This window comes from Streptomyces sp. NPDC003691, from assembly GCF_053981115.1.
Window position 1 is genome coordinate 1 of the sequence record NZ_JBSFNQ010000099.1, and the last position, 23,003, is coordinate 23,003.

Annotated in this window: 16 protein-coding genes and 3 pseudogenes; 10 read left to right on the forward strand and 9 right to left on the reverse strand. The window is 70.9% G+C overall.

Annotation, left to right across the window (positions count from 1 at the left end):
• Window positions 1-166: 166 nt before the first annotated feature.
• Window positions 167-733 carry a DUF4291 domain-containing protein gene (locus ACWDR0_RS29990; protein WP_456354944.1) on the reverse strand — a complete coding sequence of 189 codons (567 nt, stop codon included), beginning with the start codon at window positions 731-733 and terminating at the stop codon, window positions 167-169.
• A gap of 163 nt (window positions 734-896) precedes the next feature.
• Between ACWDR0_RS29990 and ACWDR0_RS29995 the strand changes: the two genes are divergently transcribed.
• The 5 genes and pseudogenes from ACWDR0_RS29995 to ACWDR0_RS30015 all read left to right on the forward strand — a co-directional run bounded on the left by ACWDR0_RS29995 (window position 897) and on the right by ACWDR0_RS30015 (window position 5,133).
• Window positions 897-2,174 carry an SLC13 family permease gene (locus ACWDR0_RS29995; RefSeq protein WP_456354945.1) on the forward strand — a complete coding sequence of 426 codons (1,278 nt, stop codon included), beginning with the start codon at window positions 897-899 and terminating at the stop codon, window positions 2,172-2,174.
• An 8-nt stretch (window positions 2,175-2,182) separates the two neighbouring features.
• A complete protein-coding gene (locus ACWDR0_RS30000) occupies window positions 2,183-2,656 on the forward strand; it encodes a universal stress protein (RefSeq protein WP_456354946.1) in 474 nt (157 codons plus the stop codon).
• A 76-nt stretch (window positions 2,657-2,732) separates the two neighbouring features.
• On the forward strand, window positions 2,733-3,221 hold the full coding sequence (locus ACWDR0_RS30005) for an effector-associated constant component EACC1 (RefSeq protein ID WP_456354947.1): 489 nt from the start codon (window positions 2,733-2,735) through the stop codon (window positions 3,219-3,221).
• A gap of 10 nt (window positions 3,222-3,231) precedes the next feature.
• A pseudogene (locus tag ACWDR0_RS30010) lies at window positions 3,232-4,467 on the forward strand (caspase, EACC1-associated type); the annotation flags it as partial.
• Window positions 4,468-4,662: 195 nt separating this feature from the next.
• Window positions 4,663-5,133 (forward strand): Mov34/MPN/PAD-1 family protein, encoded by a 471-nt coding sequence (locus tag ACWDR0_RS30015; RefSeq protein ID WP_456354959.1) that lies wholly within the window; start codon window positions 4,663-4,665, stop codon window positions 5,131-5,133.
• A gap of 32 nt (window positions 5,134-5,165) precedes the next feature.
• On the opposite strand, the gene ACWDR0_RS30020 is transcribed toward ACWDR0_RS30015, so the two are convergent.
• Together ACWDR0_RS30020 and ACWDR0_RS30025 are read right to left on the reverse strand one after the other, a co-directional pair.
• Window positions 5,166-6,545 carry a sensor histidine kinase gene (locus ACWDR0_RS30020; RefSeq protein WP_456354948.1) on the reverse strand — a complete coding sequence of 460 codons (1,380 nt, stop codon included), beginning with the start codon at window positions 6,543-6,545 and terminating at the stop codon, window positions 5,166-5,168.
• Window positions 6,545-7,207, reverse strand: a complete 663-nt coding sequence (locus ACWDR0_RS30025; RefSeq protein WP_456354949.1) for a response regulator transcription factor — start codon at window positions 7,205-7,207, stop codon at window positions 6,545-6,547. Before ACWDR0_RS30025 ends, ACWDR0_RS30020 begins: the two co-directional genes overlap by 1 nt.
• Window positions 7,208-7,403: 196 nt before the next feature.
• On the opposite strand from ACWDR0_RS30025, the gene ACWDR0_RS30030 reads away from it, so the two are divergent.
• Both ACWDR0_RS30030 and ACWDR0_RS30035 read left to right on the forward strand, forming a co-directional pair.
• A complete protein-coding gene (locus ACWDR0_RS30030) occupies window positions 7,404-8,852 on the forward strand; it encodes an ABC transporter permease (protein ID WP_456354950.1) in 1,449 nt (482 codons plus the stop codon).
• A 4-nt stretch (window positions 8,853-8,856) separates the two neighbouring features.
• The gene (locus tag ACWDR0_RS30035; protein WP_456354951.1) at window positions 8,857-9,543 is read left to right on the forward strand and encodes an ABC transporter ATP-binding protein; all 687 of its coding nucleotides are present in this window, start codon (window positions 8,857-8,859) and stop codon (window positions 9,541-9,543) included.
• A gap of 346 nt (window positions 9,544-9,889) precedes the next feature.
• Here ACWDR0_RS30035 and ACWDR0_RS30040 read toward each other — a convergent pair whose 3' ends face one another.
• Window positions 9,890-10,357 (reverse strand): hypothetical protein, encoded by a 468-nt coding sequence (locus ACWDR0_RS30040; protein ID WP_456354952.1) that lies wholly within the window; start codon window positions 10,355-10,357, stop codon window positions 9,890-9,892.
• Window positions 10,358-10,422: 65 nt separating this feature from the next.
• Window positions 10,423-13,791 carry an ALF repeat-containing protein gene (locus ACWDR0_RS30045; RefSeq protein WP_456354953.1) on the reverse strand — a complete coding sequence of 1,123 codons (3,369 nt, stop codon included), beginning with the start codon at window positions 13,789-13,791 and terminating at the stop codon, window positions 10,423-10,425.
• Window positions 13,792-14,279: 488 nt separating this feature from the next.
• Between ACWDR0_RS30045 and ACWDR0_RS30050 the strand changes: the two genes are divergently transcribed.
• Together ACWDR0_RS30050 and ACWDR0_RS30055 are read left to right on the forward strand one after the other, a co-directional pair.
• Window positions 14,280-14,801, forward strand: a complete 522-nt coding sequence (locus ACWDR0_RS30050) for a hypothetical protein (RefSeq protein WP_456354954.1) — start codon at window positions 14,280-14,282, stop codon at window positions 14,799-14,801.
• A 203-nt stretch (window positions 14,802-15,004) separates the two neighbouring features.
• Entirely contained in the window at window positions 15,005-16,501 is a 1,497-nt protein-coding gene (locus ACWDR0_RS30055) for an FG-GAP-like repeat-containing protein (RefSeq protein ID WP_456354955.1), read from the forward strand.
• Window positions 16,502-16,676: 175 nt separating this feature from the next.
• Here ACWDR0_RS30055 and ACWDR0_RS30060 read toward each other — a convergent pair.
• Window positions 16,677-16,929 (reverse strand): annotated as a pseudogene (locus tag ACWDR0_RS30060) (IS481 family transposase); the annotation flags it as partial.
• Between the two features lie 421 nt (window positions 16,930-17,350).
• On the opposite strand from ACWDR0_RS30060, the gene ACWDR0_RS30065 reads away from it, so the two are divergent.
• Entirely contained in the window at window positions 17,351-18,178 is an 828-nt protein-coding gene (locus tag ACWDR0_RS30065) for a hypothetical protein (RefSeq protein ID WP_456354956.1), read from the forward strand.
• 153 nt (window positions 18,179-18,331) lie between these two features.
• Here the strand turns inward: ACWDR0_RS30065 and ACWDR0_RS30070 are convergent, their stop codons facing one another.
• The 3 genes and pseudogenes from ACWDR0_RS30070 to ACWDR0_RS30080 all read right to left on the reverse strand — a co-directional run.
• Window positions 18,332-20,167: an ABC transporter ATP-binding protein gene (locus ACWDR0_RS30070; RefSeq protein ID WP_456354957.1), complete on the reverse strand. Its 1,836-nt coding sequence runs from the start codon at window positions 20,165-20,167 to the stop codon at window positions 18,332-18,334.
• Complete coding sequence (locus ACWDR0_RS30075; protein ID WP_456354958.1) at window positions 20,164-21,957, reverse strand: ABC transporter ATP-binding protein/permease; 1,794 nt, start codon at window positions 21,955-21,957, stop codon at window positions 20,164-20,166. The genes ACWDR0_RS30070 and ACWDR0_RS30075 overlap by 4 nt, the downstream gene beginning before the upstream one ends.
• Before the next feature lie 330 nt (window positions 21,958-22,287).
• Window positions 22,288-23,003 (reverse strand): annotated as a pseudogene (locus ACWDR0_RS30080) (nitroreductase); the annotation flags it as partial.

Sequence of the window (23,003 nt, forward strand, 5' to 3'; positions counted from 1 at the left end):
GCCGGTGTCCGCGCCGCTGCCGGAGAGATCGGCGTGCAGCCCGATCGTGCGGGTCGGCACCCACGGCCCAGGTCGCCAAGTTGCTGCGGGCGCCGGTGGTGCTGGTCGTGGGGCCGGACCCGCGGGTGCGGGGTTCCCCGGCCGGCCGCCGGACCGGGGCGGCCGGTCAGGAGTCCACGCCCAGATGCCGTCCCACCGCCGCCGGAAGAGGGTACGGCCGCTCCGGCGGCAGCAGCCGCCGGGCCTGCTCGGCGCGTCCGGCGGCGACCAGGTCCCCGATCCGGCGGGCCTGCGCCGTGATGTCGGTGATACCGGTCACCCAGTCACCGGCATAGGTGCGGATCAGCCCGCGCCCCACCCCGACCTGGATGCTGTAGTGGTTCAGGGCCGCGCCCCGCAGCGAGCGCTCCGGATCCCACTGGACGTGCACCGCCGCACCGGCGAGCGCATCGGGATCACCGGTCGTCAGCACGCCCCGGGTCAGCGCCTCCTCCCAGCCCGCCCGAGTGATCCGGACCGCGAGTATCCGGGTCTGTCCCGTTTTGCGGGCCCAGTTGCTGCGGTGCATCAGCCAGAGGAAGGACGGTTTGATCCAGGTCATCCGGGTGAACGAGAAAGGCGCCGTGAAGTGCCCGGCCTTCAGGGCTGCGTCGGCGACGGCCGGCGCGTACGCCTGATAGACCACCACCGTCCGGGCGTCGAAGTCGGCGCGGATACGGTACTGCGATGTCATATGTGAACGCTGTCATCGGGCGGTGCGGAAGGGCCAGCGGTTTTCACGCGCCCGGGTGCGCCGTCCGGGACCGGAGGCCCGGCGGGGCGTACGGTCACGGAGTGCGCCCCGACCGCCCGTACCTCCTCCTCCCGTACGGAAGCGGGCCGGGCCGGGGGTGCCGGTGAGCCCCGTCGCCGCCGACACCGTCTCCGTCGTCCTGCTGGTCGTGGTCCTGGTGTGGGCGGTGGTCCGCCCCCGGGGACTGCCGGAGGCGGTGGCCGCCGTACCCGCCGCCGCGCTGGTGGTCGCGGTAGGGGCGGTCTCCCCGTCCGGCGCCGCCGACGAGGCGGCGCTCCTCGGCCCGGTGGTCGGTTTCCTCGCCGCGATCCTGGTCCTGGCCCGGCTCTGCGACGACGAGGGGCTGTTCCGGGCCTGCGGCCAGTGGCTGGCCAACGCCGCCCGGCGGCGGCCCGGCCGTCGCGGGGCGCTGCTCGCCCAGGTCTTCGGGCTGGCGGCGGCGGTGACCGCGGTCCTCAGCCTGGACGCCACGGTGGTCCTGCTCACCCCGGTCGTGTTCGCCACCGTCGCCCGGATCGGAGCCCGGCCGAAGCCGTACGTCTACGCCACCACCCATCTGGCGAACACGGCCTCCCTGCTGCTGCCGGTGTCGAATCTGACGAATCTGCTGGCCTTCACGGCCGCCGGGCTCTCCTTCACCCGGTTCGCGGCGCTGATGCTGCTGCCATGGCTGGTGGCGGTCGCGGTGGAGTACGTGGTCTTCCGCCGGTTCTTCGCCGTGGATCTGGCCGCGCCGGTGGCCCCCGGGGCCGGGGAGGCCGGACCGCCGGTGCCCGTACCGGTGTTCGCGCTGGTCACCGTGGGCGCCACCCTGGCGGGCTTTGTCGTGGGGCCGCTCGCGGGAGTGGGTCCGGCCTGGGTCGCGACGGCGGGCGCCGCGGTCCTCGCGGTACGGGCGCTGGCCCGGCGGCGGACCACACCACGGGCCCTGGTGGGCGCCGCGGCGCCCGCGTTCCTCGCCTTCGTCCTGGCGCTGGGCATCGTGGTGCGCGGTGTCGTCGACAGCGGAATCGGCGAGGCGCTCGGGAAGCTCGTGCCCGGCGGCACGGGCCTGGTCGCGCTGCTGGGGATCGCCGCGCTCGCCGCCGTACTGGCGAATCTGGTGAACAACCTCCCCGCCGTCCTGGTCCTGCTGCCGCTGGTGGAGGCCTCCGGTCCGGGGGCCGTTCTGGCGCTGCTGATCGGCGTCAACATCGGCCCCAACCTGACCTACGCCGGGTCCCTGGCCACCCTGCTGTGGCGGCGGGTGGTCCATGCGCACGGCGCGGGCGACGATATCGGGCTCGGCGAGTTCACCCGGCTGGGGCTGCTCACGGTGCCCCCCGCGCTCGTACTGTCGGTGGTGGCGCTCTGGGCGTCGCTGACCGTGATCGGAGGCTGATCCGCCGTATGGCCGTCGTCGTCTGGCTCATGGAGGGCACCTGGCCCGCGGTTGCCGACGCGGCCCGCGGCCAGGTCCCGGCGGACGGCCGGACCGTCCTGCTGCACATCACCGCCCCCGACACCGCGGAGGCGGCGGGCGCGGCGGGCGCCGGTCTGCTCGGCCGGGCCGCCCCGTCCGGCCGCGACCCGGCCGCCCGGATCGGCCGGCTCGCGGCGGACCTCTCCCACGAGCTGCTGGCCGCCGCCGAGGCGAGGATCGGCCGCCCCTGTGAACGGCGGCCCCTCACCGGCCGGCCGGAGCAGGCGGTGACCTCCGCGGCGTCCGGTGCCGACCTGCTGATCTGCGCCCGCGACGGCGACCGCACCCATCCCGGCCCGCACAGCCTGGGGCCCGCGACCCGGTTCGTGGTGGACCACGCCGTGTGCCCGGTGCTGCTGGTCTGGCCGGACGAGGGCCCGCCGCGGGACGTACTCCGCTGAGGACGAACACCCCCCGCGCGGTCCGGCGGTGGCTAAACTGTGCCGTCCTTGGCTGCGCGGGGGAAAGCGAGCGGCGATGAGCGACGGTACGGCCATCGAGTTGCGCCTGGTGCTGGAACAGGGCGAGGACAGCCATCCGGCGGAGCTGGACGCCCTGACCCGGCGGTTACGGAACCGGCTGCTCGAACTGGACGTCCACCGTGTGGAGGCGGACCGCTCCGGGACGGTGCCGCCGGGCGCGAAACCGGGTGAGGTGATCTCCCTGGGCGCCCTGCTGGTGGTCGCCGCCCCCTTCGCGCTCCGCGGTGTGGTGCGGCTGGTGCAGAGCTGGCTGGAGAACCGGCCGGTCCGCACGGTCACCCTGACCGTCGGCGGGGACAGCATCGAAGTACAGCACCTCTCCTCCGCGGAACAGCGGCGGCTGATCGAGGCGTTCGTCGCCGCGCACGGCGAGCGGCGGCCGCCCGGGCCGCCCCCGCTGCCGGGTCCCGGTCCGGATCCTTCACCGGGTCCTGGTCCGGGTCCTGATCCGGGTCCTGTCCCGGGAACCGGTGCCGGGGCCTGAGGCGTCCGGCATGGAGAGGCTGTCCAGGGGCCGCCGGGCGGCCCTGCTCATCGGCGCGCGGACATACGCGTCCCCCGGTCTGAAGCAACTGCGCTCCCCGATGGCGGACGTCGGCGGACTGGCGGAGGTCCTCGGGGATCCACGGATCGGCGGATACGAGGTGAGCACCCTCGTCGACGCTCCGCACCACGAGGCCGCCGCGGCCGTCGAGCGCTTCTTCCTCGACCGCAGTCCGGACGACTTCCTGCTGCTGCACCTGTCGTGCCACGGCATCAAGAACGACGACGGCGAACTCTTCTTCGCGGCGCCGGACACCGATCCGAGGCTGCTGCGGTCCACCACGGTCACCGCGGATTTCCTGCGCACGCAGATGGAGACCTGCCGCGCCCGGTCGATCGTGCTGCTGCTGGACTGCTGCTACAGCGGGGCGTTCATGCGGGGCCGCAAGGGCGACGACAAGGTGCACATCAAGGACGCGCTGGGCGGTGACGGCAAGGTCGTCCTCACCGCGACCAACGAAATCGAGTACGCCTGGGAGGGCGGCGGCGTCAGCGAGCTGGACCCGCGGCCGTCCGCCTTCACCGGAAAGGTGATCGAAGGGCTGCGGTCGGGCGAGGCGGACGTCGACCGGGACGGTGTCGTCAGCGAGAAGGATCTGAACGACTACGTCTGCGACGGACTGCGGGCGGCCGGCGCCCGTCAGACCCCGCGCATGTGGAGCGATATCCACTACCGGCTGGCCGTCGCGCACTCGGCCCGGAGACGGCGGGGTCCGGTCATGCCACGGCTGCTGGCCGGCCGTTACCAACTCGGGGACGTCCTGTCCTCCGACGGTGTCTGCGAGCTCCACCGGGCGGTCGACCTGCGCCGGGACCGTCCGGTGGTGGTGAAGTCGCTCCGGCCGGACACGGTGCTCAATCCGCTGTTCCGCGCCCGGTTCGAGCAGGAGAGCCGGTCGGCGGCCGCGCTCCGCCACCCGGGTATCGTCACCGTCCTCGACCGGCCGCACCACCGCCTCGGCCGCGTCCCGGTGCCGTATCTGGTGATGGAGTACCCGGAAGGCACCACGCTGCGGGAGTTCCTGGACACCGGGCACCGACTGGACGTACCGGCCGCGCTGAGCTGCACGGCCGCCGTCCTGCGGGCCCTCGAATACGCCCATGGCAGGGGTACGGCGCACGGCGACATCCGCCCCGCGCAGGTGATCATCGACCGGCGGAACGAGGTCAGGCTCACCGGTTTCGGCTCCGTCGCCACGACGGACACGGCAGCCGATGTGTACGCGACCGGCTGTCTGCTCTACGAACTGCTGACGCTCCGGCCCCCGTTCGACGACCGGCCCCCGAGCGCCCTGGAACCCGGACTCCCGCACGGGGTCGACGAGATCATCCGGAAGGCCCTGGCCGACCGTCCGGACACGGGCTACCCATCCGCCCGTGCCATGCTCACCGCTGTTGAAGGGGAGCTGGCCGGGCTCCCGGAGACGGGCGGGCGCGGGCTGACGATCGGCCAGTCGGTCTACGACGCGATCGTGGCGCATGCCCGCGCCGACCACCCGGATCTGGCGTGCGGGTTGGTCACCGGCCCGGTCGGCTCGGGCCGGCCGGAGCGGCATCTGCCGATCACCAACGCGGCGCACTCCCCGACGGTCTGGGAGATGGACAGCGGCGAACTCGTCAACACCTACCGGAGCATGGACGATCGCGACGAGGAAGTGGTCATCGTCTACCACTCCAACACCGCCACCGAGGCCTACCCGTCCCGAATGGACATCCGGTACGCGAACGAGCCGGGCGCCCACTACGTCATCGTGTCCACCATGGACCCGGACACCGTCGAGTTCCGCGCGTTCCGCATCATCGACGGAAAGGTCTGGGAGGAGCCGGTCCGGATCGTGCCCTCCACCCCCTGACCGGGGCTCGGCCGCGACCGGGCACGGCACTCTTACGCGCGCCCCGTGCCCGGCGGCAGTACGGCACGGACGGTCAGGCCGCCGCCGGGGTTGGGGCGGGCGGTGACGGTGCCGTGGTGGGCATGGACGATCGAACGGACGATGGCCAGGCCCAGGCCGTGGCCGGAGCGGTCGCTGGTGACCCGGGACTGCGGCCGGTAGAAGGGCTCGAACAGGCGCTGGGCGCTGGTCCCGTCGAGGTGCGGCCCGGTGTTCTCCACCTCGATGACGACCTCCTTCTCACGGAGGACCGCGAGATGTACCGAGCCGCCGGGCGTGTTGTAGGCGAGGGCGTTGTCGAGGAGGTTGAGGAGGAGCTGGCGGAGGAGGGTGGTGCTGCCGGGGACAGTGCAGCCGGGTTCGGCGTCGACGTCGAGGCGCAGGCCGTCCGCGGCCGCCCGCGCGGTGCGTTCGGCGGCGGCCGCCGTGGCGAGGGCCGCCAGGTCGACGGGTTCGGGGTCGAAGGGGGCGTGGTCGGCGGCCGCCAGGTCGAGGAGCGCCCGGACGATGGTGATGTTGCGTTCGTTCGTCTCCACGAGCATCGGGGTCAGCTCGGCGAACTCCTCGCCGCTGGGGTCGGCGGCGGCGACCTGGAGGACGGCGCGGGTGGTGGCCAGCGGGGTGAGCAGTTCGTGCGAGGCGTTGGCCGCGAAGCGCCGGTGGGCGGCGAAGGACTCTTCGAGGCGGGCGAGCATGGTGTCGAAGGTGTCGGCGAGCTGTTTGAGTTCGTCGGAGGGGCCTTCGGCGTTGATGCGGTACTGGAGCTTCCCGTCGGCGGCCTCCGCGGCGGCCCGGCTGATGGTGCCGAGCGGGGCGAGCAGGCGTTTCGACAGCCGCCAGCCGACGGCCAGGCCGATCGCCGTGACCAGCAGCAGACCACCGGCGGACACCCCGAGCACGGTGTTCCAGACGTCCTCCTTGCTGCTGATGGACATGGTCGCGCCGGGGCCGGGCCGTACTCCCTCCGGGGTCTCCGCCTCCGGGAACGGCTCCGTGGCGCGGGGCAGTGGCTTCGCCTGCCCGCGGCCGGTCTCCCCAAGGCCGGTCTCCCCGAGGCCACTCGTCCCGGGCGCCGCCGCCCCGCAGCCGGTGCCCCGGGTGTCCGCCTTCCAGCGGCCGTTCTCCCCGGGGAGCAGCTCCCCGGGGCCCGCCAGGACGAGGGTGTTCCGGAAGTCGTACGTCGGCACGAACCGCATGCCGGTGTAGATGACGGCGACCATCAGCACGGCCGCTGCGGACAGCGCCCCCGCGAAGCCGAGGAAGAGCCGGGTGTGGATGCTCCGGGACCGGGGCCGGCCCGGGCGGGCACGGAGTTCCGTACGGCCGGGACGCCCCGGGAGGCCCGTACGGACCGGGAGACGGAGCCGCCTCATCACTCGGTGCCCAGGTAGTAGCCCGCGCTGATCGCCGTCCGGACCAGCCGGGGCTCGCCGAGCTTGCGCCGCAGGGTGTACACGACGAGGCGTACCGCGTTGGTGAGCGGATCCGTGGCCGCGTCCCACGCCTTGTCGAGAAGGTCCTCGGCGCTCAGCACCCCGCCGTCGGCGCGCATCAGCAGCTCCAGGACGGCCAGTTCCTTCGGCGCGAGCCGCACCTCGCGCCCCGCGCGCAGCACCTGCCGGCGATGGGTGTCGAAGGTCAGATCGGCGAAGGTCAGCACCGGGGCGTGGGCGACGGGGCTGCGCCGGTAGAGCGCCCGCAGCCGGGCGACGAGTTCGGGGAAGTCGAACGGTTTCGCCAGATAGTCGTCGGCGCCGAGTCCGAGCCCTTCGACCTTGTCGCCCAGGCGCCCGGCCGCGGTGAGCATCAGCACCCGGCACTCCAGGCCCATGGTGACGATGCGCCGGCAGACCTCGTCGCCGTGGACCCCGGGGAGGTCACGGTCGAGGACGACGGCGTCGTAGTCGTAGACCGCCAGCTTCTCCAGGGCGGCCGCTCCGTCGTGTACGACATCGGCGGCGATGGCCTCGCGGCGCAGCCCGATCTCCAGGACCCGTGCCATGTACCGCTCGTCCTCCACCACCAGTACCCGCACGCTCCGCGCCCCCTTTTCCTGTGAATTCCCGGTGTCTTCGCCGTCCCTGCCGCCCAGGAATATCAGGGCCGGGATGTGAACCGTGTATGAGCCGCGGCGCCGGGGTCCTCTTCGGCAAACACGCTTCACAACGCTTCCCGAATACGTTGACGTGCGGTTTCACACAATGTGCCGGGCAAGGGAGTTGGCGTACGGAATGAATCTCTTCAAACGGGCCTGGTGGCGGCTGACCAGTCACCTCGGAAAGACCGTGATGCTGGTCGGCCTGTTCTCCGTGATCTGCACGCTGGTGCTCTCCGGATTCCTCATCCGGTCCGCCGCGGCCCGGGCGGCCGACGGCGCCAAGGCCAGGGTCGGCGCCGTCGCGACCATGCAGCTGGACCTCGACGCCCTGATGGAGAAGGAGAACACTCCGCTTACCGGCGGTCCCATCGGGCCGGGCGGTGACCTGCGCCGCAGCGTGGTCGACAAGGTCTGCGCGTCACCGGTGGTGCGGCAGTGCAACTACTCGAACGAAACGGTCGCCGCGCCCGCCGCCGGGGCAAAGGTGTACCAGCCGGTGCCCCCGCCGCCGGGCACCGACACCACCGCCACGGCGATGTTCATGGCCGACGGGGTGCGCGACCAGCAGGCGGTCGCCACCTTCCGCAACGGCGATTCGAAGATCGTCGCCGGGCGCGGGATCGGCCCGGCGAGCAAGAGCGACGAGGTCGTGGTGGAGCGGCGGCTGGCGCGCCAGAACGGCTGGAAGGTCGGCGACCGTATCCGGCTGAAGGTCGGGTCGTTCAACTGGGAGGGCCAGAAGAAGAACGATGCCGAGTTCACCTTCAGGCTCGTCGGTGTGTACGCCGGAGAGTCCACCGACACCGGCCGGTACGTGCCTGCCCTCATGCACCCGGTCAACCGGATGTTCGTCACCCCGGACGGCGCCACCCTGCTCTCCGGCAAGAAACCGGAGCCGGACGGGGGCCTGGTCCTCCGGGCCACCTTCACCCTCGGCGACCCGGCGGACCTGCCGCGGCTGAAGGAGGACGCGAAGGCCGCCGGAGCCGACCACAAGGTCTTTCCGCTGACGGTCAACGACAAGCAGTACCGGCAGCTCGTCGGGCCCATTGGCAAGACCGCGGACTTCGCGACCGTCACCGTGTGGATCGTCGCCCTCGCCGGGACCGTGATCCTCGCCCTGATCGTCGCCTCCTCGCTGCGCGAACGCCGCACGGAGCTGGGCATCCTGCTCTCCCTCGGCGAACGGAAACCCAGGCTGCTGGGCCAGCATCTGGTGGAGGTCGTCTCCTGCGCGGTGATCGCGGTGGCACTCGCCTCGGCGGGCGGCCAGGTGCTGTCGCAGGCCATCGGCGACCGGCTGCTGGCCGACGAGGTGTCCTCGGCCAGGAAATCCGCCGAGGACGGGGACGGCGGCCCCGGCGGGAACGCCACGACCGACTTCGGAGGCGGCGCCCAGGCCCTGGTGGGCGAGGCTCCGCCGGAGGTCGAGCCGATCGACTCGCTCGACGTACGCCTCGGCACCGCCGATATCGCCCTGGTCGGCGCCACCGGCCTCGGCATCGCCGTCCTGGCCACGCTCGTCCCCGGCGCCCGTGTGCTGCGCCTCGACCCGCGCTCCATCCTCTCGAAGGGCGACTGACACCATGACCTCCCCCAGGCAGGATCCGGTACTGGAACTCACCGGTGTGACCCGCACCTACCGGAGCGGCAACCGCAAACGCACCGTGCTCCGGGGCGTCGACTACGGTTTCGAGCCCGGCCGGATGTATGCCGTGGTCGGCCCCTCCGGCAGCGGGAAGACGACCCTGCTCTCGCTGGCCAGCGGACTGGACTCGCCGAGCGGCGGCACCGTGCGCTTCCGCGGGCAGGACATCGCGGAGCTGGGCCTCGGCCGCTACCGCAACCGGCACGCGGCCACCGTCTTCCAGTCGCTGAACCTGCTCACCTATATGACGGCCGTCCAGAACATCACCTCCGCCATGGAGATCACCGGCGTCCGGCGGGGCAACCGGCGACGGCGTGCCGCCGAACTCCTCGAACTGCTCGGCGTGGAGGCCGCCGACCACCACCGCCGAACCCTTCAGCTGTCCGGCGGGCAGCAGCAGCGCGTCGCCATCGCCCGCGCCCTGGCCTGCGAGGTCGACATCCTCTTCGCGGACGAACCCACCGGCAGCCTCGACCAGGAGACGGCGCACGGAATCATCACGGTGTTCCGCAAGCTGGCTCACGACGAGGGCAAGTGCGTAGTGGTGGTCACCCACTCGCGCGAGGTCGCGGACGCCTCGGACGTGGTGCTGCAACTGAAGCGGGGCAGACTCGGTGAGCGGTGAGCGGGGATCCGGAGACCGGCTCCCCGCCCGTTGGCCGTCCCCCTCGCCTCTCGTCCCGACGCGAAACGAGAGGCGAGGGGAACCCGGGTACGACCGGGTGTTCCACACCGGAGAGGGCAGGGCCAGCCTGGAGCTGGCCGTCGAGAACTAGCGGCGCGGACATCAGAGCTCACCCTGCACCCTGCTCGGGAGACAGGTGTCCACAATGCTTCGTTCCCAGCCGCACCCCGGCCTGCCTCTCCCGTGGAGCACAGCCCCCGGCTGGACCAGCAGTCGCTGCCAACCGGGCGCGGCGGTTGCGAGGGGCGTCGGACATAGTGGCAGCTTTTACTGGTTCGCTAGCGGCTCAGGAGGACGCTTCCCCGATAGCCAACTCAATTTCCTTAAGGAGCTCCCTATTAGCTAGTTCTGGATATTTTTCGCCGATATACAGGATTACATCTAGAATAAACGCGCGCGAGCTTGCCAGGAGATCTCCTTTAAGGCACCAGGAGCCGCTTCCGTACGAATCTTCAACATTTACCCGTTCGCCGGATGGGGTAAAAGTTAGCCAGTGGTCGCTGCTGAAGATCTCGAATGCGCACCTTTCGCCCGCTTCGATAGTCCGAATAGTGCTGGCAAGGTTTGAAATAAAGTCCACCAGGGGATCTTTCCCGTCCCCGGAAAGGAGTAGCGCTCCGTTGACGCGGAAGGTGACTCCAGCATGAAAAGAGCCGTAGCGGAACATGTCGTCACTGAGGGCTGACACATTCTCTCTGTCGGCCTTGTTGAGGATTTCCAGTTCGACGTGGGGGGAGAAGCTTAGCTCAATCACTATTATTCCAGTCAAAAGGTGGGGTGATGCATGGGGAGCCGCCCCGGCGGCTCCCCACACTGTCGCTACCGGACGGGGTGTGCTGTCCTCAGACTTCCATCCTCGTTGAGGATGACCCTGATTCGGTTAGTATAGACGTCCTCTCCCGTCAGGCCTTTTTCCCTTATTTCCTTGACGGAGAGCTTGCCTATTTTATTGCCCACACCGAAGTCCCATTCGTAAACCCAGCCGTTACGGAGCGATCCATCGGGATTAGTGCCGGTATTCCTCTGCGGGGTGCCTCGGTCGACCGCCTCCTGAATTCTCTTCTTCAGCTTCTCACCCTTGACGAATTTCCCTTCAAATAGGCTCTTGGTTTCGTCATCCAAGCCTCCGCCGACAATATGCTTCTTCCGGGTCATTGCCAATCCGTCCCAGGTCTCGTTTGACCACTTGACCGTCGGATGGACTGCCTTTGATGCGGCGGCGAGTGCGGCAATCTTTTCCTCAACGGTCGCGACTTTCTTGACTTTCGCGAAAGCCAAGGGTGAAAGCGCGAAAGCCGCACCGATGCATGCACCCAGAGTGGGGTTCTTTACACAGGCGGCCGCGTCGTAAATTCCGATCAAGTCCGCATGGGCTTGAGCCGACTGGAAGGCGACAGATGGGTCGAAGTAAGTGTTATCCGAGGCGATGAGACACCACGGAGCCGCCGCAGTTGCAGGACAAGCACGCTTCTTCTTTTGCTGCTGCTGTTTCTTCTGCTCTTCTTCTGCCTTGCGCTGAGCTTCGGCCATGTCTGCGCGCAGCCGATCCATGGCGCTGTCCCATGCCTGCGACGCGGCTGATTGGGCGGCATCGGAGTCCTTGCCCGCTTGGAGGGCTGTGTGGCGGGCATCATCGGCGGCTTCCTGGGCCTGCTCGGCGGACTGCCGTGCATAGCGGAAGGAGAACTCTGCGCTGGCTGCGGAAGCTTCGGCGCTGACGGCATCCCTGTCGGCGGCTTCGGCAGCCTTGCTGGCGGTCTTGGCGGACGCGGCGGCCCGTGAAGCTGAGGCACTGGCCTCGTCCGCGGACTTGTCAGCGTCTAGTGAGTAACCCTCGGCGTCGTCCGCAGACTTCTGTGCTTCTGCCGCCGCCTGCTTCGCCTCAACCTCAGCACCGGCAGCAGTTGCTGCTGCATGCTTCGCCAGGGCCGCATTCCTCCGCGCCAGCGCGGCAATTTCATCTGCCTTGAATATCATGCGCTGGACTTGGGCAGTGTGGACAGCAGTGAGCTGATCCTTCCGGACAGCCATGTACTGGCCGGCCTGAACAAACTCGTGGACCTGCTGGACCGAACCGGACAGTGCGACCCTTGCGGCAGACTTCAGCTCGGGGCTGCCCGTGCTGAACAATTGCACCGCGTGAAGACGGTTATCTTTGTTATGTGCCGCAAATTGGCCGCTGGCCAGGAATGTCGCGAGAACCTTCGACTCGCCGTTCCTAAGCGCGGCTTCTGCTGCCTCCTTTGTAGCGGTGCCGCCAGTACTGTGAATCTGGGCGATACGCAACCTGTAGTCGGTGACCGCTGCATCGTGCTGTCCCGTGGCGAGAAACGCGGTTACTTGCGCGTCTGCCTTCTGGAGGACTCCTGCTGCAGCAGATCGGACGGATTCGTAGGGGCTGCTGGTGGAGAGCTGGGCTACTTGCTGGCGAGCTGTCTGCGCGCTGGCCTTCGTCCATCCAGTCCGCAGGTAGTGCAGGACCTCGCTGTCGTCACCGCCCAGAGCCGCGGCCGCGGCCGCCTGGTTGATCCCGTTTTGAGACTTCATTGCGTCTAGAGCGAGGCGGCGGCCGTCATCGGCGATGGTCTTGATGTCCGGGCCGGGGTTATTGGCTCTTGTGGCGAGCTGTGCGGCCCGTTCTTCGAGCTCCTTCGCCTCACTGGCCTTGGCACCGAGGCTGGTGACGAGGCTGGTGTCGAGTTTCTTCAGATCCTGAGCGCGCGCGATTCCCGCAGCCGTACGACCGGCAAGGTCTTCGTCCTCGGTGGCCCGGGCGAGCCGGTAAATCTCCTTGGCGGTCAGCACAGCGTCCGTGGCTGTTCCGGCAGCCTTCTTGGCTTCGTCGGCGTGGGTGCGGGATTCGCCAGCAGCGTCGGTTGCCTTGTCCGCGTTCTCTGCAGCGGATTCGGCGGCATCGGCTGCCTTGTTGGCGTGCTCGGCAGCGTCGGATGCCCGATCGCGCGCCTTGAAAGCGTAGGTGGCGGACTGGTTGGCCAGGTCCCGGGCGGCCACTGCCGCCCGATTGGCTTCCTTGGCATAGCGGCGCGTCTGTGCCGCGGCATCGCGAGCTGCGCCGGAGTGGCCGCCGGCCTGTTCTGCGAAGGTGCTCGCACGCTCGGCTGCGGCAGCCGCCTTGTCGGCGTCTCCTCCCGCATCTACTGAGGCTTCCGCGGCCAGTGCTGCTTGCCTGGATGCCTCGCCAGCCTTGGTAGCGGCCGCAGCTCCGTCCACGGCTGCCTTGGCTGCCTGGCGAGCGCGCTGGGCAGCGCCCTTCGCGTCCTTGGCCTCCCCCGCCTTGGTGACCACCGCGCTGGCTGCGTTACGGGCGTCAGTCGCTGCGTCGGCGGCGCCGATAGCAGCATTCGCAGCTTGTGCCGCAGCGCTGGCCGCTATGCGGGCGGATTGGTTGGCTGCGTGGGCAGCACTGATCGCCTGCTGGGCCGCTGCAGAAGCACCCTGCGCGGCATTGGCAGCCTTCTTCGCGAATCCAGCGGCAGCAAAGGCGTCGTCCTTGGCGGACTCGGTCTGCCGGGCAGCTTCCTCAGCATCAAGCTTGGCCAGTTGGGCAGCCAGCACAGCGCGCTTGGACGCCGCCTGCGATGCTTTGGTCGCGAGGTCCGCTTTGCGCCCCGCTTCAGTTGCTTCCTGCGCAAGCTGTGCAACAGTGGCTCGCTCCTGGTCACGGTTGCGGGCCAGGAACTGACCCACTTCCAGGAACTCAAGAACGTCTTCCGGAGTGCCGGTCAGCGCGAGCTGAGCTGCTTCCCGTGTCGCGAGGCCACCCTGGCCGTGGATATCCAGCACGCGCAGACGGTCGTCCGTCTCCTGAGCAGCGAACTGGCCTTCATCCAGAAACTTCCGAACATCGTCCGGAGTTCCTCTCAGCGCCGCTGTTCCTTGTTCGCGGACGGCCGGGCCACCAGCGCTGACTATCTGAGTGACGGCGAGGCGCTGGTCCTTTTCCATAGGCTGTTGCCAGCCCGAGCGCAGGAAATCCCGTACGTCGGCAGGATTTTTGGTTCTCAGGGCATTGCTGGCTGCCTCGCCCAGGGCAGGGCCGGCGACACTCACCATCTGGACTGCGATCAGGCGGTCATCGCGCTCTTCAGCAGGACCCAGAGCAGTGGTGAGGAATCCCCTGATGACCTCTTCAGAGGCGACGAGGGCGACTTCTGCTTCCTGTTTCACTTCACTGCCGCCCCGGGCCCATGCCTGGACTGCCAGCGCGCGGTCGGTCAGTGGGGGCGTGTCGTCAACGTCTTCAGTCCCAGCCGCAGGTGCGGTGCTTACCAGGCTTGCCAACAGTGCGCCCGAAAGAGCAACCACGCACATGTCACGCAGTCTCGATGACCGGGACGCCTGACACTGAGGTGAGCTCACTGCTCCCCGCCAGCGCCGATGTCTTGTCGACACTAGATCGATCCTTCCTTGTTGAGATCATGATCACACTCACCGGGCGATATGTCCGCTTTGGTCGCTTATCGCCATCGAAACAATGGCAGGAGGAATCGACTTCTCCCCGGACTGCCGCTTCCTGGTTGCGGTAATGGCGCTTCAACCTCACCTCGAATCAAGGAAGTTGAAGACGCTGACCATGATCTTTATGCAGGTTCAACGGATGCGAATCTTATGGCAAGATTTCCGTCGCTCAGCAACTGCATTGAAAGGACACAGTGTTGTCACACCGCTCCCGGAACACTCTGATAGCAGGCATTGCCAGCGTCACCGCAGCACTCGTTACACTGACTTTCCTCACGACCGCTCAGGCTGCCCCCCGATCGGAAGCGACTCAAGCCGCAGCCGACAACTCGATGCCCAGCGCCTCCGAAGGCTTCGACTACCCGGATGCAGAGCGTATTCTTCAGGATCGAAAAATTACGCTGAAGCGTGGAGACGGCCGCATCCTGCTCACGGACTGCTCCAACGCATGGGACATCTCGGTCGAGTCCATGCAGGCCGGCACCGGGGACTACTGCTTCAGCATCCAAGGGAAGACCGGGTACCTTACCCTCGAACTCCCCCGTGCATTCAATATCTGGACTGAAGAGCACCCGATTCGCGCCACGCTCATACCGGAAGGAAGCACCGAGAAGACCACGATCGAGGTTCCTGAAAACTCGATGACGTCCGTGGGTGAGGGTGACAACCAGACCGGGAAAAAGCGGTCCGCGCTCGTCGAGCTGCGCGCAACCGGTTAACGGCCATTGCTCTCATACGGCGGCAAAGCCCTTGGCATAAAATCCAGGTGACGGCTTGAGACGCTACCCATGCGAGCGCGCATACCATTTTCAGCAGTGACCACGCACGGACCATTCACGTCAAAGCCTCCATGAACGTCACTGCCCTCAGATTCTGAACTCCTCTCACCTGGCAACACGCCACAGCCTGACAAGGAACCACCATGTCTGCGCGACGTACTCGCAGCACCTGGCTCGCCGGCATAACCACCGCGGCCGCAGCGGCCAGCCTCATCAACCCCGCCTCCGCAGGGGCGGCCACAGGCACGCAGGCCAGCAACAACCACGGCTTCACAGCCCGAGTGCTGGTGGGAGACAAGGACCCCACGCGCGGCTGCTCTGCTGCGCTAGTTTCCCGTGAATGGGCCGTCACCGCGGCGTCCTGCTTCGCTTCCGACCCGACCCAGGTCACGGCAGGCACCCCGAAGCAGAAGGCCACCATCACCGTCAGCCGTACGGACCTCTACGCCGGCACTGCGCACACCAGCGCTATCGCCGAACTGGTCCCCGCTCAAGGCCGCGACGTGGTGATGGCCCGCCTCGCGACCTACGCCCCTGCCGACATCCCCGTCGTAGCCCTGGCCGACACCCCGATGAACGTCGGCGACGAGGCGACCTTCGCCGGGCTGGGCCGTACGAAGACCGAGTGGGTCCCGGCCAAGGTGCACACGGCGAACTTCACCATCGACGGCACCGACGCCACCACCCTGGCAATCTCCGGCAAGACCACAGGTGACTCCGTCTGCCAGGGCGACATCGGCGGTCCGCTGCTGCGTGAGACGGACAACGGCCCCGAGCTCGTCGGCCTGGCCACCCGCTCCTGGCAGGGCGGCTGCCTCGGTACCAGCGCGAGCGAGACCCGAACCAACGCCCAGGCGGTGCGCACCGACGATCTGGGCGAGTGGATCAGCGCCACTGCCAACCGGGCCTGGACCCGCCAGCTCGCGGCCGGTGACTTCTCCGGAGACGGCAAGACGGACGCGGTCGTCATCGACCAGACCGACAACAAGCTCTACGCCCACCCGGGTGACGGCAAGGGCAGCTTCACCGGCCGCAACCAGATCGGCGTGCAGTGGGAGACCAGCCGCGTCATCGCTACCGGAAACTTTGTCGGGGACAGCAGCACCGACCTTGTCGCCATCCGTGACAACGGCATCCTGCTGACCTACCCGGGCAACGGCAAGGGCAACTTCGGCACGGCCGTCACCGCCGGAACGGGCTGGAACAGCATGCGCCTGCTGGCCTCCGGCGACTTCACCGGCGACAAGAAAGCCGACCTCCTCGCCGCACACACCAACGGCACCCTCTACATCTACCCGGGCACCGGAGACGGCAAGGTAGGCAGCGGCATCGTCGCCGGTGCCGGCTGGACCGGCATCCGCCTCATCGCCGGAAGCGACTTCAACGGAGACGGCAAGGCCGACGCCACCGCCATCCACAACGACGGCACCCTCTACACCTATACCAACAACGGCAGCAACGGCTTCAACAGCGCCACCCGAGTCGGCCCCGGCTGGAAGACCACCCGCCTGATCACCAGCAGCGACTTCAACGCCGACGGTAACGCCGACCTCCTCGCCCTGCGCAACGCCAGCACCTTCTACACCTACCTCGGCAACGGCAAGGGCAACTTCACCACCCCCGTCATCACCCAGCCGTAACCATCAGCAGAACCGCAGCACAGACCGCGGGGAGCAGATCATCGCTCCCCGCGGTCACTCCCATCTGCGACAGCCCAGGCCAGGTCAGGTGAGTCCGGCGGAGGCATCGTCCATCCCAGCCGTCCTTACGCGGCATGTAGCCGAGCGGGGAGCGGGAGTGGCGAGCCTAGCCGCCCTAAGCGGTCTCACCCGCAACATCGTTGACGCGGTTGATGGGCGGTTTGCCGACCAGTGCAGTGTGGCAGCGGTGGTCGTTGCTGGGTTTCCCGCTCGCGCCGAGGTCGGCTAGGACGGCCTTTCAGGACAGGCTCTTGCGGTAGGCCCAGGCCTTGTCCGTCAGGACCCGCTCGATGCGGTTGAGGTCGTGCCGAGCGGAAGAACGCAGCTGCGCGGGCCAGGAAGGTGGCGCAGGTCGCGACTTTCTCGTCGGGTTCCGTCCGGATCCACTCAGTGATGCCGTACCACAAGTACGGCGTGGCACAGGCCGAATCGGCCGCAGAACCACACCGGGCCAACGGCGTGACAGACGTACTGCGTACGGCAACATACAGAGGGGCGGTGCTGAACAAAGTGGCCGATGATCGGGGGAAGCAGGGTCGCTCTCGACCACCGGGTTACGGCGGTGCGCACGGTGGAAGCCCGGTTCGTCAGTGCCGGGCTGTAGGTCGAGGGCCCTTACGTACCCTGTGCCTATGCCGCGACCGCAGGCACAGCAGGGGTTGAGCCGGGGCATCGTGCGGCAGCCTCCGGGTGAGGGCGAAGCGGTCCGTGCCCGAAGTCCCCTGAACCGTCGGGCCGTTCGTCCGCAGGAGTGCCCACAGGCGGAGAACCGTGCTCTAGGGTTCACGGGTGTCTGATACGGCGTTCGGGACTCTGGTACGCGACCATGCCCGCCCGGCACCGGAGTCGACGGCCGCCGAGGTGACCGAACGGGTCTGCCGCTGGCTGCGGGCCGTCGAGGGTGCCGGGCTGGCAGCCCGTTTCGACCGGGCCTTCGAGGTGCTGGTCCCCCGTGAGCCGCCGCGTCTCGGGGCGCTGCTGGCGCTCACCGGGCCGGCCCTTGCGGCCTGCCGGGCGGGCGGTGCTCCGGCGGGGGGCCTCGCGGCGCTGCCGGGCGGACTGGAGCGGCGCTTCGGTGCCCCGCTGCCGCCCTCGCTGACCGCCTTCTGGGAGCTGCGGGCACGCAGCCCGCACTGGCGGGCGCTGTTCTCCGCGCTGACCGGCCCGGAGGTCTTCGACCCCGCCGCCTATCTCGACGGGCACGACTACGGTCCCGAGTACCGGCTGTCGGTGGCCCGGGTGGGCGATGAGGTCCACCCGGTGTACGAGTCCCTGGACGACGACGAGTACGGGGAGTGGTTCGATGCCGCTCCGGAGGCGGACCGTGCCACGGCCGCCACCTGGCGGAGTCTCCGGGCCGGGGACCGCGTGATGCTCGACCCGGCCGTCGCCCTCGGGCTGGTCCAGATCGCCTCCGGCGGCGGCGAGTGGGTCGCACTCGTCGGCGACTGGCGTACGGACGACGGCGAGTCGCCGCTGTTCCGGGCCGGGGACGACTACGAGGGCTACGCGCATCTGCTCGGCACGAGCGTGCCGCAGTGGCTCGGCCTGGAGGTCGACGCGACGATGGACCGGCTGGCCGAGGCGGACCGCGCCGCCGTGGCGCCGGACGCGTAACCGGGAGCGGCGTTGTGTAGCCGGAGGGAGCGGTGTTGTACGGGGCCGCTCCCGTACAACACCCCTCCCCCTCCGGCGGCCCCCGGAGCTCCGAAAGAACAACGGGCCCGGCGCAGGCCGGAAGAGCGCCGGGCGGGCGCCGGACGGGGGCGGTCAGTCGCGGGACGTGATGGCCGTGAAAGGGCCGGGGGCCGCCGTCAGCTCCGCCCAGGTGCCCTGCTGGACGATCCGGCCGCCGTCGAGGACCGCGATCAGGTCCGCGCGGCGCAGCGTCGCCGGGCGGTGGGCGATCAGCAGCACGGTGCACTCCGGCAGTGCGGCGAGCACCTCCGCGTCGCCGACGCCGTCGAGGCGGGCCGTGGTCTCGTCGAGGACGAGCACCCGCGGCCGGGTGAGCAGCGCCCGGGCCAGCGCGATCCGGGACCGCTGGCCGCCGGAGAGGGTGGTGCCGCGTTCGCCGACGGCGGTGTCGTAGCCGTCGGGGAGCCCGGCGGCGATCCGGTCGACTCCGGTGGCCCGGGCGACCTCCCGGATCTCCTCGTCCCCGGCGGCCGGTGCGGAGAGCCGGAGATTGTCCGCGAGCGTGCCGTGGAAGAGCGGGGTGTCCTGGCCGACGACGGCGACCGCGCCGCGGAGGGCGCCGTCGGACAGCTCGCGCAGGTCCACGGACGTCCCGTCGGCACCCACGAGTTCGACGGTGCCGCACGCCGGGTCCCAGAAGCGGGCCAGCAGATGCGCACAGGTCGACTTGCCCGCCCCCGAGACTCCGGTGAGCGCGAGCCGGGTACCGGCGGGCACGCACAGGTCGAGGCCGTGGAGCACCGGAGCGCCGCCGTAGTCGGCGTGGACGCCCCGGAACCGTACCCCCAGCGGTCCGTCCGGAACGGGGCGGGGCCGGGCGGGCGGCGGGGCGAGCGCCGGGGCATGGGCGGCCGCCCGGACCCGGGCCGCCGCCGCCCGCAGCCCGCCCGCCTGCCCCGCGGCGGCCGTCGCGTCGGCGACGGGGGCGAGGACGCCGAGCGCGAGCGCGAGCGCGGCGGGGGCCCAGGCACCGCCGATCCGGTATCCGGCGACGGCGACCACGCCCAGCAGCGCGGCGGTCACCAGCAGATCGCGTACCGCCGCCGAGCCCGCCTCCCAGGTGTGCTCGGCACGCTGGGCCCGGCCCAGTTCGCGGCCGTCGGCCCGGAGGCGGTCCCGCATCCGGCCGAGGGCGCCGAAGGCGAGGAGTTCGGGCAGCCCGTCGACGGCTTCGACGGTACGGGCGGAGAGCCGGGCGGCCGCCCGGCGGCTGCGGGCGGCCCGCCGGGCCCTGGACCGGCCGTCCAGCAGCGGCAGCAGGGCCAGCAGGGCCGCCGCGAGCAGTACCGGCGGCAGCAGCCCCGGTTCGACGGTCCCGAGCACGGCGGCCCCGGCCCCGAACACGGCCGTGGTGGCGGCGAGCTGGGCCACCGCGTGGGCGTAGAAGAACTCCAGCGCCTCGACGTCCGCGAGCGCCGCCGACGCGAGGTCTCCGCTGTCCCGGCCGCCGACCCGGGCGGGCGCGCTGCGGGCCAGCCCGTCGAAGACCCGTATCCGCAGCTCCGCGAGGACCCGGTAGGCGAGATCGTGGGAGAGGTCCATCTCCCACCAGGTGACGACGGCCCGCAGGACGACGAGCCCGGCCAGCGCCGCCACCACCCCGGCGCCGGGCGCGCCGCCGCCGGTGACGGCGGTGCCCACGGTGTGGGCGGCGAGGGCGACCAGGGCGACGAGCCCGGACTGCGAGAGCAGCGCGGCGGCGAAGGTGCGGGCGGTGGTGGCCCGGTGGGCGAGCAGTACGGGAAGCAGGGCCCGCAGCGCGCCGCGTTCGGGCAGGCCGGAGGCGGGTACCGAGGGCGCCTCGGGGGCTGCCGGTTGGTCCGTGGCCGGGTGCGCGGCCCGTTCCGTGGTGGGATCCGTGGTGGGATCCGTGGCCGGCTGCCCGGTGGGTTCCGTGGTCCGCGTCATGCGGTGGTGCTCCTCTCGGGTTCGGTAAGGCCGGTGGCCGTTCCGGGGAACGGCACCCCGGCCGGGCCGGGGCTCCCGGACGCGGCGGCCGCCAGCGTCGCGTACAGGCCGCCCGCGGCCAGCAGGCTCGTGTGGTCGCCGACCGCGTCCACCCGGCCGCCGTCCAGGACGACGATCCGGTCCGCGTGCCGGACCGCGTCGAGCCGGTGGGCGACGACGAGGCAGGTACGGCCCCGGGCCGCGGCGGTCAGGGCGCGGACGATCCCGGCCTCGGCGCGCTCCCCCACCGCGCTGGTCGCCTCGTCGAGCACCAGCACGGGGGCGTCGGCCAGCAGGGCCCTGGCCAGGGCGATGCGCTGGCGCTGGCCGCCGGAGAGCGCGGCGCCGCGTTCACCGACGGCGGTGTCGTAGCCGTCGGGCAGGGCCAGGATCTCGTCGTGGATCCCGGCGGCCCGGGCGGCGGACCGGAGTTCGGCGTCGGTGGCACCGGGCCGGGCGAGCCGCAGGTTCGACGCGACCGACGAGGGGAAGAGGTACGTCTCCTGGGAGACGACGGCGATTCCGCGGCGCAGGGCCGCGAGGGTGAGGCCGGTGAGGGGTTCGCCGTCGGCGAGGATCCGGCCCCGGGCCGGGTCGGCATGGCGCAGCAGCAGCCCCAGGAGGGTGGTTTTGCCCGCTCCGGAGGGTCCGACGATCGCGGTGGTCCGTCCGGCGGGCGCGGTGAATGCGACTCCGTCGAGGGCGGGACGGGCGGCCCCGGGGTGGGTGAAGTGGACGTCTTCGAGGCGGAGGGCGGGGGCGGTGGTCCAGGGCCGGTCGCGGGTGCCGTCGTCGGGCACCCCGCCGGTCGCGGTCCGGAGCCGTCCGATGCCGTCGGCGGCGGACACCCCGAGATATCCGGAGTGCCATTCGCGGGCCAGGTCGCGTACCGGCCGGAAGCACTCGGAGACGAGCATCAGCAGCAGATACGTTTCCACGGGGGTGGCGGTGCCCGTGGTCGCCGACCAGCAGGCGACGAGGACGGCGGCGACGGTGCCGCCCTGGACCGCGAGATCGGTGATGCCGGTGTCGACGAGGGACACCCGGAGTTTGGCGACCGTGGCGCGGTGGAGCCGGTCGGAGTGGGCGGAGAGCCGGGCGCGGGTCCGGCCGGTGGCCCCGGCGGCCCGGAGCGCGGCCATCCCCTGGAGAGCCTCCAGATAGTCGGCGGCGAGGGTTTCGTACGCCCCCCAGTGCTGCTGTCCGCGCCGCGCCAGCAGCCGGTCCCACCAGCGGGGGGCGAGCAGGGCGAGGACGAGGGCGGGGCCGAGGACGGCGACCGCGCGCGGTTCGACGGCCGCGACGGCGGCCAGCAGGAGGGGCGGCAGAACGCAGGTGACGGCCAGTTGGGGCAGATAGCGGGAGAGGTAGGCGTCCGCGCCCTCCACCCCGTCGACGAGGACGGCCCGCAGCGCCCCGGCCCGCTCGTCGCTGCCGCGGACCGGCCCGGTGCCGCCGATCCGGGTCAGGAGGACGTCGCGCAGGCCGGTCCGCGCGGTGGTCCCGGCCGTGACGGCGGTCCGCCGCTGCCAGGGTGTGAGCAGGGCGCGTACCAGGGCGGTGGCGGCGACGGCGGCCAGCAGCCCGGGCAGGGGTCCGGTGGAGCCGCGGGCGACGGCCGCGAGGGCGTAGGCGAGGAGCACGGCCTGGACGGCGTGGGTGACGGCGACGGCGGCCAGCAGCGCGGTGGCGAGGGCGAGGGGCCGGCGCGCGGTCCGCGCGGCACGCACCAGTTCGGGGTGGAGCATCATGCGGGGCGGTTCTCCTCTGCGGTGCGGGAGCGGGGGGCGGGGGGAGTGGGAACGGGGGTGGTGCGGTACGCGGGCCGGGGCGATGCGGTGCGGAAGCGGGGGTCGTGCGGTACGCGGGCCGGGTGCCGGTGGCCCGGACGGCTTGCGTGCGCGGTGAACGGTTGCGGGCTCATGACCGGCCGGCCGGCCGGTCCGTCCGCCGACCGCCCGGACCCGGCTTCCATGCGCCCGGGCACGGCTTCCGTGCTCCGCGGACGACTGCGGGCCCGGGGCCGTGCCCCCTCCGGCGCCCGGGCGTCCGTCAACCGGCCGCGCGTGGCGGCCACGGCTTCACGGCCGGCCGTCCGGCGGGCCCGAGAACGCCAGGCCGTGGACGATCCACCGGCGGCCCGGCGGCCCGCCGAGCGCCGCGCCGAGGTCGGCGCGCTGCCAGGAGCCGACGGGGCGGGCGGGCACCCCCAGGGCGGTGGCGGCGAGATGGGCGTGGCCGACGCCGTATCCGGCGAGCAGATGGTCCCGGCGGATCCGGGCCGGTCCGGCCGCCGACGGGCAGCCGACGGCGAGGAGTACGGCGCCGGTGCGGGCGATCCAGCCCTGGCCCGCGGCCCATTGGGCGAGGGTGTCCAGGACCGGACCGACCGCTTCCGTACGGAGCCCGCGTCCGGCGGGGGTGAGCAGTGCGGGCCGTTCGCCGCCCACCGCCAGCCACCACTCGGGCCCTTCGGGCGCGGCGGCCCGGGCGGCCGTCAGAACGTGCCGCAGCAGTCGGCCGGAGGGGCGGCCGCCGGTGGTGAGGAGGGCCGGTTCGGCGCTGCGGCGGGCCCGGAGGACCACCGGGTGGGCGGACCGGCGCGCGGTGTACCAGGTGCCGTGCCCGCCGCCCGCCGCCGCGAGGAGGCGCAGGACTCCGCGCGCCCCGGCGATGTCGGGGTGCGGCGCGGGAGGCACGGGGCCGGGCCCGTACCGCTCCCGGGCCAGCGCCGCCAGCCCCGGGAACGACGCCTCCGGATCCTTCCTGGCCAGCGCCGCGTACTCGTCGCCGCCGA